Annotated in this window: 12 protein-coding genes; 7 read left to right on the top strand and 5 right to left on the bottom strand. The window is 75.4% G+C overall.

Going from position 1 to position 12,767, the window contains the following annotated elements; genetic code table 11:
* Nucleotides 1-31: 31 nt before the first annotated feature.
* From QRT03_RS29940 to QRT03_RS29950, 3 genes are all read left to right on the top strand, one after another.
* The gene (locus QRT03_RS29940; protein WP_286056835.1) at nucleotides 32-3,139 is read left to right on the top strand and encodes an adenylate/guanylate cyclase domain-containing protein; all 3,108 of its coding nucleotides are present in this window, start codon (nucleotides 32-34) and stop codon (nucleotides 3,137-3,139) included.
* Nucleotides 3,133-3,870: a maleylpyruvate isomerase family mycothiol-dependent enzyme gene (locus QRT03_RS29945; protein WP_286056836.1), complete on the top strand. Its 738-nt coding sequence runs from the start codon at nucleotides 3,133-3,135 to the stop codon at nucleotides 3,868-3,870. The genes QRT03_RS29940 and QRT03_RS29945 overlap by 7 nt, the downstream gene beginning before the upstream one ends.
* Nucleotides 3,871-4,041: 171 nt before the next feature.
* Nucleotides 4,042-4,851, top strand: a complete 810-nt coding sequence (locus QRT03_RS29950; protein WP_286056837.1) for a hypothetical protein — start codon at nucleotides 4,042-4,044, stop codon at nucleotides 4,849-4,851.
* Between the two features lie 72 nt (nucleotides 4,852-4,923).
* Here the strand turns inward: QRT03_RS29950 and QRT03_RS29955 are convergent, their stop codons facing one another.
* Nucleotides 4,924-5,571, bottom strand: coding sequence for a Crp/Fnr family transcriptional regulator (locus tag QRT03_RS29955; protein ID WP_286056838.1), 648 nt, complete (start codon nucleotides 5,569-5,571; stop codon nucleotides 4,924-4,926).
* A gap of 41 nt (nucleotides 5,572-5,612) precedes the next feature.
* Here QRT03_RS29955 and QRT03_RS29960 point away from each other — a divergent pair, with 41 nt between their 5' ends.
* Nucleotides 5,613-6,650 carry a tryptophan--tRNA ligase gene (locus tag QRT03_RS29960; protein ID WP_286056839.1) on the top strand — a complete coding sequence of 346 codons (1,038 nt, stop codon included), beginning with the start codon at nucleotides 5,613-5,615 and terminating at the stop codon, nucleotides 6,648-6,650.
* A 29-nt stretch (nucleotides 6,651-6,679) separates the two neighbouring features.
* Here QRT03_RS29960 and QRT03_RS29965 read toward each other — a convergent pair whose 3' ends face one another.
* Together QRT03_RS29965 and QRT03_RS29970 are read right to left on the bottom strand one after the other, a co-directional pair.
* Nucleotides 6,680-6,958: a hypothetical protein gene (locus QRT03_RS29965; protein WP_286056840.1), complete on the bottom strand. Its 279-nt coding sequence runs from the start codon at nucleotides 6,956-6,958 to the stop codon at nucleotides 6,680-6,682.
* Nucleotides 6,959-7,197: 239 nt separating this feature from the next.
* Nucleotides 7,198-7,638 (bottom strand): HIT family protein, encoded by a 441-nt coding sequence (locus tag QRT03_RS29970; protein ID WP_286056841.1) that lies wholly within the window; start codon nucleotides 7,636-7,638, stop codon nucleotides 7,198-7,200.
* A gap of 9 nt (nucleotides 7,639-7,647) precedes the next feature.
* Between QRT03_RS29970 and QRT03_RS29975 the strand changes: the two genes are divergently transcribed.
* The 3 genes from QRT03_RS29975 to QRT03_RS29985 all read left to right on the top strand — a co-directional run bounded on the left by QRT03_RS29975 (nucleotide 7,648) and on the right by QRT03_RS29985 (nucleotide 11,458).
* Nucleotides 7,648-8,406, top strand: coding sequence for a type 1 glutamine amidotransferase (locus QRT03_RS29975; RefSeq protein WP_286056842.1), 759 nt, complete (start codon nucleotides 7,648-7,650; stop codon nucleotides 8,404-8,406).
* Nucleotides 8,403-9,305, top strand: coding sequence for a TIGR03854 family LLM class F420-dependent oxidoreductase (locus QRT03_RS29980; protein WP_286056843.1), 903 nt, complete (start codon nucleotides 8,403-8,405; stop codon nucleotides 9,303-9,305). The genes QRT03_RS29975 and QRT03_RS29980 overlap by 4 nt, the downstream gene beginning before the upstream one ends.
* 65 nt (nucleotides 9,306-9,370) lie before the next feature.
* Entirely contained in the window at nucleotides 9,371-11,458 is a 2,088-nt protein-coding gene (locus QRT03_RS29985; RefSeq protein WP_286056844.1) for an ArnT family glycosyltransferase, read from the top strand.
* 83 nt (nucleotides 11,459-11,541) lie between these two features.
* Here the strand turns inward: QRT03_RS29985 and QRT03_RS29990 are convergent, their stop codons facing one another.
* Together QRT03_RS29990 and QRT03_RS29995 are read right to left on the bottom strand one after the other, a co-directional pair.
* A complete protein-coding gene (locus QRT03_RS29990; protein WP_286056845.1) occupies nucleotides 11,542-11,952 on the bottom strand; it encodes a TIGR03618 family F420-dependent PPOX class oxidoreductase in 411 nt (136 codons plus the stop codon).
* Between the two features lie 13 nt (nucleotides 11,953-11,965).
* On the bottom strand, nucleotides 11,966-12,757 hold the full coding sequence (locus tag QRT03_RS29995) for an SDR family NAD(P)-dependent oxidoreductase (RefSeq protein WP_286056846.1): 792 nt from the start codon (nucleotides 12,755-12,757) through the stop codon (nucleotides 11,966-11,968).
* Nucleotides 12,758-12,767: the final 10 nt, after the last annotated feature.

The following is a 12,767-nucleotide window of genomic DNA, read 5'->3' on the forward strand; positions in this document are numbered from 1 at the left end:
CGGACGGATCTCGCCGTGTTGAATGTGCAGCGTGACGAGTGCCCGCGCCCCGGAGCGTCGCCTCGTCCACGTCCTGTTCGTCGACCTCGTGGGCTTCACCAGCCTCGTCGAGGAGCTCGACGCCGAGGACGTCGCGATGCTGCAGGAGCACTACTTCTCGCAGGTCTCGGGCCTGGTCGCGGCCGCGGGCGGGCAGGTGGAGAAGTACATCGGCGACGCCGTGCTGGCCACCTTCGGGCTGCCGGCGCTCGGTCCCGACGACGCCGTCGGCGCGGTCCGGGCGGGCCTGGCCGTCATCGACTCGCTGACCGGCGTCGAGGCCGACCTCGGCCTCCCGGCCGGGACGCTGGCGGCACGGGTCGGGGTGCACACCGGCGAGGTCGTCGTGACCTGGGCTCCCGACGGCGGGTGGCGGCTCTCCGGCGACGTCGTCAACACCGCCGCCCGCCTGCAGGCGAGCGCCGAGCCGGGCACCGTCGTCGTCGGACCGGAGACCGCCCTCGCCGTCGGGACCGCCTTCACCCTCGACCCGCTGGGCGAGGTGGCGCTGAAGGGCAAGGCCGAGCGCGTGGCGGCCTACCGGGTGTCCGGACGACGGGCCCGCGCGGCGCGGACCGCGCGCGACCGGTTCCGCGGCCGCACCGCCGAGCTCGCCCGCCTGCAGGCCACCCACCGTGCCGCCCGTGGCGCCGAGCGCCTCACCGTCCTCGCCCCGCCCGGGGTCGGGCGCAGCCGCCTGGTCGAGGAGTTCCGCGACCGCAGCGACGGCCCGGTCTGGCTCGTCCGGGTGCGCCGCGACGAACCCGCCTACGCGCCGGTCGCGGCGCTGCTCACCGCAGCGGGCGTCACGCCCGACGGCATCGAGGACCGGCTCGCCCGGCACGGGCACACCGGGGCGCGGGCGGAGGTGTCGGCCCGGCACACCGCCGCCCTGCTCACCGGCGCCGAGCTCACCGGCAGCCCGCAGGAGCTCTGGACCTCGTGGACCGCCGTGCTCGACGCCCACGACGATCCCGGCGGCCCCACCCCGGTCTGGGTGCTCGACGACGTCCACCTCGCGGGCGCGGACCTGCACGCCTTCCTCGCCCACGCCTCGTCGGCACCCCACCGCCCCGCGCGGCTGCTCCTGTCCACCGCCCGCCCCGAGGCGCTCGCCCCGGAGGGCGACGTGCTGGTGCTCGACCCGCTGCCCGACGCCGACGTGGTCGCGATCGTCGCGGACCGCGCGCCCGACCTCCCGGCGGCGGTGGTCGAGCAGGTGCGGCGCGCGGCCGGCGGCAACCCGCTGTTCGTCGTGGAACTGCTCCGCGCGTGGGAACAGACGGGGACCGCGGGCGAGGCGACCGTCCCGAGCACGGTGCGCGCGATCTACCTCGGCCAGCTCGACGCGCTGCCACCGTCGTCGCGCACCCTGCTCGGCCAGGGGTCGGTCGCCGGGCGCACCCTGCCCGCCTCCGCGCTGCCCGATCTCGGGGTCGCCGAGCCCGCCACCCCGCTCGCCGACCTCACGGGCGCCGGGCTGCTCCGCGGTCCGCACCCCGACGTGATCGACCCGTCGTCGTACACCTACCGGCACACGCTGCTGCACGAGACGGCCTACGCGACCCTGCCCCGGGCCCGTCGCGCGGAGCTGCACGAACGGTTCGCGGACTGGCTCGACCGGCGGGGCGGGCCGCGGCGCGCGGAGCGGGTCGGGCGGCACCTCGCGGCGGCCCACGACGAGGCCCCGGTGCTGGGCGGGCGGCTGGACCGCGTGGCGCTGGCCCGGCGCGCGGCGACCGCCCTGACCGAGGCGGGCGAGGCCGCGATCGGCAGCGAGCCGCTGCACGCCGCGGAGCTCTTCGCCCGTGCCCACGACCTCGGCGTCGCCGCCGACCCGTCCCCCTCCGAGGAGCGCGCGCACCGGCGCCTGCGCCGGGCCGAGGCCCTGCGCCGCGCCGGCCGGCTGCCCGAGGCGATGGAGGCGTTCGCCGTCGTCGCCGAGGCCGCAGCGCCCGGCACGTACCGGGTCCGGGCCGCCGCGGCCCTCGGGTACGAGGACGCGCTGTTCGACAGCCGCCTCCCACGCTCGCGGTGGGGTGCGCGCGCCCTGGAGCTGCTCGAGGACGCCCGCACGCTGACCCCGGCCGACGAGACGGGGCTGCGGGCCCGGCTGCTCGCGGCGCTCGCCCGGGCCCACGCCTACGGCGGCGACGTCCCGACGGCAGAGGTGGTCGGCGACGAGGCGGTCGCGCTCGCTCGGTCCGCGCGGGATCCGGGGGCACTCGCGTACGCGCTGCTGGCACGGCGGCCCACGCTGGCGGCACCGCGGGCGCTGCAGGCGCGGCTCGCGGCGGACTCGGAGCTGCTGACCGCGGCCCGGGCGGCCGGCGACGGCGAGCGGGAGTTCGAGGCCCTGCGGCTGCAGATGGTGGACCTGCTCGAACTGGGGTCGACCACCGAGGCGGTCGCGCTGGCCGACGAGGCGTCCGCCCTCGCGGTGCGGCTCGGGCGACCCCTGCACCTCTGGTACCCGGCGATGTGGCGGGCCGCGATGCTGCTCCACCACGGCGACCTCGACGACGCCGCGGAGGCGGTCGAGCACTTCCGCGTCGAGGGCGAGCGCTGGCACTACGGCGACGTGGGCCAGGTGCACTCGGTGCAGCTGCTGACCCTCCACACGGCCCTCGGCACGCCCGAGCTGGCCCTGCCGACGCTGCGGCACGTCGCGCAGGCGGTCGGCGGGCGGACGTGGGTGCACGTCGCGGTCGGGCTGGCGCGGGCCGGGGCCCTCGACGAGGCCTCGGACCTGCTGCGGTGGAGCGCCGCGGACGGCTTCGCGGTGCTCGGGGACGACGGTGCCCGGGCGTTCCTGCTCGCCGAGTGCGCCGAGACGGCGCTGCTGGTCAGCAACGCCGGGGCGGCCGCGACGCTGCGCGACCTGCTGGAGCCGTGGGCGGGACTCGTCGTCGTGGTGGGGTCCGGCGCGCTGTGCCTCGGCGCGGTCGACCACTTCCGCGGCCTCGCCGCCCGGGCCGCCGGCGACGACGCCGCGCCACTGTTCCGGGCCGCGCTGGACCTCGACGAGACCTCCGGCGCCGTCCGCGCCGCGGACCGCTCCCGTGCCGAACTGCTCGTGGAAGGACGCAGCCGATGCTGACCGAGGTGCAGGCCCGCTCCGCCGTCGACCGGTGTTGGGGCACGGTGCTGGAGAGTCTGGCCGCTCTTCCCGACGACGGGTGGTCCGGCCCGACCCGCTGCGCCGGCTGGACCGTGCTCGACCTCGCGCGCCACGGCGCCTGGGGGACGTCGATGGAGGCGGACGCGCTGCGGCGGGCCCGGGTGGGCGAGCCCGGGACCGCGGTGGGCGTCGAGCCCGACGGCGGGCCAGCCGCGGTGTTCGCGGCGCTGCGCACCTCGGTGGCCGACCTGGTCTCCGAGCTGGGCCGGACCTCCGTGGGCGAGGGGACGCTCGTGATCCCGTTCGGCGAGATCCCGGCGGCCTTCGGGCTGCAGGTGTTCGCGATGGAGGCCGGGGTGCACGCCGACGACGTGGCCTCCGCGCTGGGCCGCGAGGAGCCGCTGGGGCCCGACGTGGTGGCCGCGACCGTCGCGGTGCTGCCCGCGGTGTTCCCGGTGCTGGCATCGATGGCGGGGCAGGTCGGGCCGGAGGGCACGGTCGTCGCGCTGCAGGGTCCGACCGTGGACCTGCGGTTCGCGGTGGTCGACGGGGCGTGGGCCGCGTCGGATCTCCCGCCCACGGTGTCGGTGCGCTCGGACTCGGACACCGGGGTGCTGCGGTTCGCCCTGGGTCGGATCGGCACGGATGCCCCGGGGCTCACGGTCGACGAGGGCGCCCGGCCGTTCAAGACGTGGTTCCCGGGGCCGTAGGTGTGGCTTCGCCAGGTGAGCACTTGTTGTCGTCATGGCGACAACAAGTGCTCACCTGACCTTGTGTCACATCGCTGACACACCGGGGGTCGGGCGGTGGACGGACGGGCGGGCCGCGGCGGGGCAGGGTTCTCCCCAGCGCGACCGCCCCATCCGAGGAGGCCCCCGGCGATGCCCGTCACCACCGACCCGACCCACCTCACCGGCCTCATGACGACCCCCCGTCCGGCGCGCTCCGCCCCCCGCCCCCCGCAGGAGCACCCGATGGACGCGCACGCCCTGGCCGAGGCCGTGTTCGGGCGGCGGCTGTCGGCCGGCGAGCGCGCCGAGCTGGACCGTTTCTGGCGCACCGACTGGTCCACCCACCGACTCTCGCTGGCCGACGCCGCGGACCACTCGCTCGCCGCGACCGCCCTCGCCTTCGGCACGCCGGTCTTCCACGGCTCCGGCGCCGGCTACGCGCTGACGTTCCACCCGGACGCCGAGGTGGTGGACGCGGTGCGCCGCGGCCTGGGCCGCCCGGCGTCGTGGCGGCCCGCCCTGATCACGACGCGGTCGCGTGTGCTGGACCTGGTCGACGTCGAGGCGCTGCACCCCTCCCCCGCGGAGTTCCTGGCCGCCCTCGACGAGCGCCTCGCCCACGGACCCGTCGCGCTGACGGTCCCGGCCGCCGCCGACGTGCCGCGGCACCTCACCACACGGTGCGACGGGGTCGCGACGATCGAGCTGGTCGTCCCCGGTGCCGCCTGCCCGTCGGGGGCGTTCCTCGACGCCGCGCTGGTCCGCGCCGGCGTCGGCCACCTCGCCACCACCCGCCCGTACGCCACGTCGGCCGGCACCGGTGCCCGTGGTCCCGTGCTCGACCGGATCAGCGCGATCCAGAAGGAGTTCGGCCGGATGCGCCCGGGCGCGGTGATGCTGGCGCACCGCAGCGAGTGGCGGGCCCGCCGTCGGCACGCGCCGCTGCACGAGGCGAGCTGACGAAGCGGCGTCACTGCCACTGGATGACAGCAACGACGCTCTCCTGCCAGCACGCAACGGCACCACCCGCCGTCAGGAACCCGCTCGCTCCAGCCCCGCCGGGTCGAGGACGACGACGCGGCCCCGGCGCAGCTCGAGCAGGCCGTCCGCCGCGACGGTACGCAGCACCTTGTTCACGGTCGCGCGGCTCGCGCCCGCCAACGAGGCGAGCTCCTCCTGGGTCAGGGGGATCAACGTCGGGGACGACCCGCCCCGGTACTGCCGCTCCAGGTCGGTGAGCCGGCGCAGCACGCGTGTCTCGACGGGGAGGTGCAGCGCCTCGACGAGCAGCCCCGACAGCCGGCGCACCTGGCCCGCGAGGGTCTGCAGCACGAAGGCGTCGGCGCCCGCGTTCGTCCGCCGCAGCCGGTGGAAGGTCTCCGCGGAGAACGACCAGGCCTCCGTGGCCTCGAGCGCCATCACCGACGCCGAGCGGCGGGCGCCGGAGTCGATCAGCGCGAGCTCGCCGACCGTCTCCCCCGGTCCGACCACCGCGAACGTCACCGTGTCGCCCATCGGGGTCGCGGCGCGCACGGCGACCCGACCGGAGTCGATGAGCAGGAACGTGTCCGCCGGGTCGCCCTCGTGGAACACGACCTCCCGCGGCGAGAACCGGCGCCGACGGCCGCTCGCGAGCACCTGGCGACGGTCCTCGGCCGACATGTCCGCGAGCAGCTCCACGCGCGGAACTGTAGTGCGCCCGAGGGATAGGCTCGATCACCGTGAGCAGTGCAGGAGACGGAGCGCAGGCGACGCGGAAGACCTCCCTGACCGGCATCAAGCCGACCGGTGAGCCCCATCTCGGCAACCTGATCGGCGCGATCGAGCCGGCGATCGAGATGGCCGCGGGCGACTACGAGTCGCTGTACTTCATCGCCGACTACCACGCCCTGACCACCGCCCGGGACCCCGAGCTGCTCGCGCAGTGGACCCGCTCGGTCGCCGCCACCTGGCTCGCCGCCGGCCTCGACCCGCAGCGCACGGTGTTCTACCGGCAGTCCGACGTCCCGGAGACGTTCGAGCTGACCTGGGTCCTCTCGTGCATCACCGGCAAGGGCCTGATGAACCGGGCGCACGCCTACAAGGCCGCGCGCGACGCGAACGTCGCGGCGGGCGAGGACCCCGACGCCGGGATCAACATGGGGCTCTACAACTACCCCATCCTCATGGCGGTCGACATCCTGATCATGGAGGCGCACGCCGTGCCGGTCGGGCGCGACCAGGCCCAGCACGTCGAGATCGCCGCCGACATCGCCGGGAGCTTCAACCACCTCTACGGCTCGCGCTACCGCTTCGTCGTACCCGAGGCCGTGATCCCGCCGGAGACGACGGGGCACACGCTGCCGGGGCTCGACGGCCGCAAGATGTCGAAGTCCTACGACAACTACATCCCGCTGTTCCTGCCCGCCTCGAAGCTGCGCAAGCTGGTGCGGCGGATCCCGACCGACTCGACGCCGGTCGAGGCCCCGAAGGACCCGGACTCCTCGGCGGTCTTCCAGATCCTCGCGCAGTTCGCGTCGGACGACGTGGTCGCGGACACCCGGGCGCGGCTCGAGGCGGGCGGCGTCGGCTGGGGCGACCTGAAGAACCAGCTCGCTGACGTCCTCGAGGAGCGGCTGGCGCCGATGCGCGAGCGCTACGAGGCGTTGATGGAGCCGGGCAGCGAGCTCGACGACGCGCTGGCGAAGGGCGGCGAGATCGCCCGCGAGCGGGCGAGCCGGGTGCTCCGGTCCGTCCGCCACGCCGTCGGGATCGGCTGAGGTCTTCCCGACGTCGGGTCGGGCCCGGCTCAGCGCGCGGAGGGGACCTCGTTCATCCCGGAGTCCACGTCGCGGGGCCGCCGCGGCGCCGGCAGGTCGTCGACGAGCTCGGCGGGGGTGTCCGGCACGTGCGGGAGCTCGGCGAGCCACATCGCGAGGGCGCTGCGGCTCGTCACCCGGCCCTGCTCGGCGAGGTCGTCGTCCACCGCGGAGCCCCGGCGCAGCAGCGCGCCCAGCCCGAGGGCCGCCACGACCGAGACGGCGCACCACGCTCCGACGAGAACGGCGACCCACGTCAGGACCGTCATCTCAACCTCCACAGATGGCGTTCGTCGGCGTCGTCGGGCGTCGCGGAGGGTGATCGACGTTTCTCGCCGGCCGCCCCGTCCGCGCACCGTGACTATCGCAGCACAACCCGTGATGAAGCGATCAAACCACTCGATCGGACGCACAACCTGAGACCGCTGAGCGCGTCGCACGGACCGTTCAGCTCCGTTCGGACCCACACGGGACGCCGTTCGCAGCTCCAGCTGCTGCGCTGGGCAGCTCAGTCCGGCGTCTCGACATGATCGCTCCGCAACGCCGCGCCGATGCGCTGAGCGACCGACTCCGCCTCGTCCGGGGACGGGTAGGGGTGACGGGGCCCGAGGAAGAAGCGCAGGCCGTCCTTGGGCCGGCGCGGGATGACGTGCAGGTGCAGGTGCGGCACGGACTGACTGACGACGTTGTTGATCAGCACCAGCGACCCGGTCGACTCCATCGTCGTCTCGACCGCACGCTCCAGGCGCTGGGCGAGGGCGAAGAATCCGGGGACCTGGTCGGCCGGGAGGTCGGCGAGAGTCGTCACGTGCTTCCGCGGCACGAGCAGGACGTGGCCCGGGAACACCGGCTTGACGTCGAGGAACGCGACGGTCGCCGCGTCGCGGTGGACCTCGTGGGCGGGCGCGTCGCCCGCGACGATCGCGCAGAAGGCGCACGGTTTCGGCACCGTCCCAGGATGGTCATCGTCGTCGCGCGCGTTGCACCCGGCATGGATTCCCCCACGCTGCTGGTGATCGGCCACGACACGACGCCCGAGACGGTGCAGGTCCAGGCCGGCACCCTCGCGTCGTGGGCCCGTGACCGCGGCGTCACGCTGATCCCCGCCGTGGCGGGCACCGAGCTGCCCGCGCCGACGGAGGTCGACGCGATCGCGGTGCTGGGCTCCGTCGAGGGCGCCTGGAACGACGCGGTGCCGTGGCTGGCCGACGAGATCGCCTACCTGCAGCGTGCCCTCGACGCCGGCACGCCGATCCTCGGGATCTGCTTCGGCGGGCAACTGCTCGCCCGGGTGCTGGGCGGCAGCGCGAACCCCGCCGACGGGCGGAACGAGAACGGTTTCCGCACGATCACCTCGTTCTGCGACGCGATCGACGACGGCCCGTGGATGGAGTTCCACTTCGACTCCTTCACCGCCCCGCCGACCTCCGAGGTGCTGGCGCGCTCCGAGCGGTGCGACCAGGCCTTCCGGCAGGGCGCGAACGTCGGCGTGCAGTTCCACCCCGAGATCACCCCGGCGGAGTTCGAGATCTGGGCCGGCCGGTGGGCGGGCACCGCGCTCGAGGCGTCCTTCCCGGACCTCGGCATCTCCACCGACGCCCTGCGGGCCGAGGTCGCGGAGCGCGCCGAGTCCTCGCGGGTGCGATCGTGGCGGCTGTTCGACGAGTTCGGTCGGACCGCGGGCCTCGTCCCCGCCGACCTGGGGGTGCACGCATGAGCGTCCGACTCGGCATCGGTGCCGGTCCGTCGCGGGACGACCCGGCGGCGGCGACCCTCGAGCTGGTCGACGGCTGCGAGCGCCGCGGCATCGACTCGGTGTGGTTCCCCGACCGGATCGCCGCACCCGCCGTCGAGCCGCTGATCGCCCTGGGGTGGGCCGCGGGCCGCACCGAGCACCTCAAGCTCGGCACCGGCGTCGTCGTGCTGCCCGGCCGCAACCCGGCGGTCGTGGCACACCAGCTGGCCTCGCTCGCCTCCCTCGCCCCGCGGCGCATCCTCCCGGTGTTCGGGCTGCAACCCGCGACCCCTGCCGAGCGGACGATGTACCCCGTCGACGGCGGCCGCGCCGCGGTCTTCGAGGAGGCGCTCACGGTGGTGCGGCGCCTGCTGAGCGAGCCCGTCGTGACGCACCACGGGCGGTTCTTCGACCTGGACGAGGCCGTCGTCGAGCCGCGGCCGGTCAAGCCGCTGGACCTCTGGCTCGGTGGTCTCGTGCCCGCCGCGCTGCAGCGCGTGGGGCGCCTCGCCGACGGTTGGCTGGCCTCCTTCGTCACGCCCACCGAGGCCGCAGCGGCCCGACGGACGATCGCCGAGGCCGCGGACGCCGCGGGCCGGCAGGTCGAGGACGACCACTACGGCACGAACCTGCTGGTCCTCCCCGATGGCGCCTCCGCCGACGACCTCTCGCGCGCCCGCTCCTCCTCGGCCCACCGCCGCCCGGACGCCGAGGACCCCTCGCGCCTGGTGGCCGCCGACTGGACCGAGGCCCGCCGGCTCGTCGGGGAGTTCGTCGAGGGCGGCATCACGAAGTTCGTCGTGCGTCCGGCGGTGGCGCCGCGGTCGTGGGACGAGTTCCTCGACGGGTTCGCCGCGGAGCTCGCGCCCCTGCAGACCTGAGCCGCACAGCGGGCGCACAGGTCGGGCCCACGCCCTGATCAACGCGGCGGCGCACGCTCGTCGTCATGAGCCTGCTCGCTGATCGGAACGAACGGCACTCTCGCGCGCGTAGAGGCAGCGAGAGTGCCGTTCGTTCACCCGAGGGGCGTGGCGGACGGTGGTACCCGTACCTCCTGACGGCGCTCCTGCTCGGCACCGCGGCGCTCTACCTTGTGGGGCTCCCGGCCAGCGGCTGGGGGAACGCCTTCTACGCCGCCGCCGCGCAGGCCGGGTCGCAGAGCTGGACGGCGTGGTTCTTCGGCGCCTCGGACGCGCCCGCGTCGATCATGGTGGACAAACCGCCGGCGTCGCTGTGGGTGCTGGGCCTGTCGGTGCGGCTGTTCGGACTCTCGTCGTGGTCATTGCTGGTCCCGCAGGCCCTCATGGGGGTCGGCGCGGTCGGGTTCCTGACGGCGGCCGTGCGCCGGTGGTCGGGCCCGGTCGCCGGGCTGCTGGCGGGACTCGCGTTCGCGCTGACCCCGGTCGCGACGCTGATGTTCCGCTTCGACAACCCGGATTCCCTGCTGTGCCTGCTGCTCGTCGTCGCGGCGTGGGCGATGGTGCGCTCGGTCGACGCGGTCTCGCTGCGCGCCTCGACCGGGTGGCTGGTGCTCGCGGCCGCGTGCGTCGGGACGGGCTTCCTGACGAAGTCGTTGCAGGCCTTCCTCGTGCTGCCCGCCTTCGCCGCGGTGCACCTCGTCGCGGGGCCGGGTACGGCCCGCCGGCGGTTCCTGGCGTTGCTGCCCGCGGGCGCGGCGCTGCTGGTCTCGGCCGGCTGGTGGGTCGCGGTCGTGGAGCTCTGGCCGGCTGCGTCGCGGCCCTACGTCGGGGGGTCGCAGGACGACAGCGTGCTGTCGCTGGCCTTCGGCTACAACGGCGTCGGGCGGCTGACCGGGGACGAGACCGGGCAGCTGGGTGGCGGTGGCGGGGGGATGCCCGCCGGCGGTGGGATGCCGCCGGGAGGCGGCGGCTTCGGCGGGGGTCGTGGTGGTGGCGCCACCTCCACGGACTCGTGGTCGGCCCTGTTCACCGGCTCGATGGCGAACCAGGTGTCGTGGCTGCTGCCGCTGGCGCTGGTGCTCGGGGTCGCGCTGCTGGTGTGGGTCGGCCGGTCCGCGCGGACCGACCGGCGACGCGCCGCGGTCCTCCTCTGGGGCGGGTCGCTGCTGGTCACGGGGGTGGTGTTCAGCCTCGCGGCCGGGATCATCCACCCGTACTACGCCGTCGCGCTGGCACCGTGGATCGCGGCGCTGGCCGCCGTGGGTGCCGTCGAGGCGTGGCGGGTCCGCGCGCGGTGGATCCTCGCGGTCGCGGTGCTCGTGACCGCGGGCTGGGCCTGGTACCTGCTGCGCGAGACGCCCACGTTCCTGCCGTGGCTGCGGGTGGTCGTGCCGGTCGCGGGCGTGGTGGCGGCGATCGCGATCGTGCTGGCGGGCCGGGTCGGTCGACGTGCCCTGACCTTGGGTGTGCTGGTGACCGGCCTCGTCGCCGGCCTCGGCGCCCCCGCCGCCTACGCCGGGATCACCGCCGCCACCGCCCACACCGAGATCATCCCGACGGCGGGTCCGTCGTCCGGTTTCGGCGGTGGCGGTCCGGGTGGCCGGGGTGGGCCGGACGGGTCGGATCGTGGACCGGGTCCGGGTGGCAGCGGTGGCCCATCGCTGACGTCCGGTGACAGGAACGGGCCACCGGCGGCGTCGGGAAGCGACGGCGGGGCCCGGCGCGGTGGGCCGGGTGGCGCGATGGCCCTGCTGCGGGTGTCGGAGCCGTCGGCGGCGCTGACCTCGTTCCTGCAGGCGGGGTCGGCGGGCTACACGTGGGTCGCGGCGACCGTCGGCTCGATGCCCGCCGCCGGCTACCAGCTCGCGAGCGGTGCCCCCGTGATGCCGCTCGGCGGCTTCAACGGCACCGACCCCTCCCCCACCCTCACCGCGTTCCAGGCCCTCGTCGCCTCCGGGCAGGTGCACTACTTCCTCGGCGAGGGCCTCACCTCGGTCCCCGACACCGGCGGCTCCGACGCCACGGTGCAGATCACGGCCTGGGTGAAGCAGCACTACACGGCGACCACCGTGGGTGGGACGGTCGTGTACGACCTGACCCACCCGTCGTCGTGACCCCCGTCGTGATCAACGGTCCCCCACGGGGCTCCCGGACCCACCCCGAGCCGCGCCAGGGACTGTTGATCACGAGCGATGCGTCAGCGCGAGCCGAGGACCCGCGTCAGCGTGATCTCCAGGACCACGCGGCGCGGGTTCTCGCGCGGGGTGCGGTAGCGCGCGGCGTACCGGGCCTCGGCGTCGGCGACCTCCTCCGGGGAGTCGCGGACGACTGCGAGGCCCTCGAGAGTGGACCACCGCGCGCGGTCGACCTGGGTGACGGCGACCCGTGCCCCGGCCTCGCCGGCCGCGCGCACGTGCCGGGCCTTGGCGCTGGGGCCGGAGGTGATGACGCGGGCGATCGCGGTGTCGAGGTCGAGCGTGCAGCCGACCGGGACGACGTGCGGGCTCCCGTCGCGGCGCAGCGTGGTGATCACGCAGAGGTGGCGTTCGCGCCAGAACTCGGCGAACTCCTCGCCGCGGGCGTGCAGGTCGGCCGGGGTGACGGTCACGCCGACGATGATCTCAGCCGAACCAGTCCATCGCCGTGTTCAGCACCGGCAGCAGCAGGGTGCGCGGGGCGAGCCGACCTCCGGCCGCGCTGAGCTGGTTCACCAGACCCGGCACGACGCTGCGGTGGCCGGCGGCCATGGCCGCGACGCCGGCCTCGGCGACGTCGGCCGCCTCCCCGACGACGAGGTCGGGCGCCCGGTCGAAGGCGTCGGTGTCCGCGGCGTCGGCGAAGCCCGTGCGGGTGAGGCCGGGGCTGAGCGTCGTCAGCGTGACCCCGGTCCCGGCGAGCTCCGCGTGCACCGCCTCGGAGAACGACTGCACGAACGCCTTGCTCGCCGCGTAGCTGGCGACGCCCGGCAGCGGCTGGAACGCGGTGATCGACGAGACGTTGAGGATCGCGCCGCTCCGCCGGGTCGATCGGGACCGGCCGGCGAACGCGCCGACGGCGGCGACCGTGAGGTCGTGCAGGGCGAGGACGTTCAGCCGGACCAGGCCGTCGAGCGCCGCCCGGTCCTCGGCGCGCCGCGCGAGGGTGGCGACGCGACCCGTGACCCCGTAGCCCGCCGCGTTCACCAACCCGACGAGGCGCTCGTCGTGGAGCAGCAGGTCGCGGACCGCCTCCCGCCCGGCGTCGTCACCGAGGTCGGCCGCATGCACCTCGGAGGCGAGCCCGGAGGTCGCCGCGAGCTCGGCGGAGAGATCGGTGAGCGCCTCCTCCCGACGGGCGACGAGCTGCGTCGGGTAGCCGCGCACCGCGAGCGCGCGGGCGATCTCGGCGCCGATCCCGGAGGACGCTCCGGTCACGAGGACGTGG

Origin of the sequence: Actinomycetospora termitidis (genome assembly GCF_030286555.1) — a bacterium.
GTDB classification, from domain to species: domain Bacteria; phylum Actinomycetota; class Actinomycetes; order Mycobacteriales; family Pseudonocardiaceae; genus Actinomycetospora; species Actinomycetospora termitidis.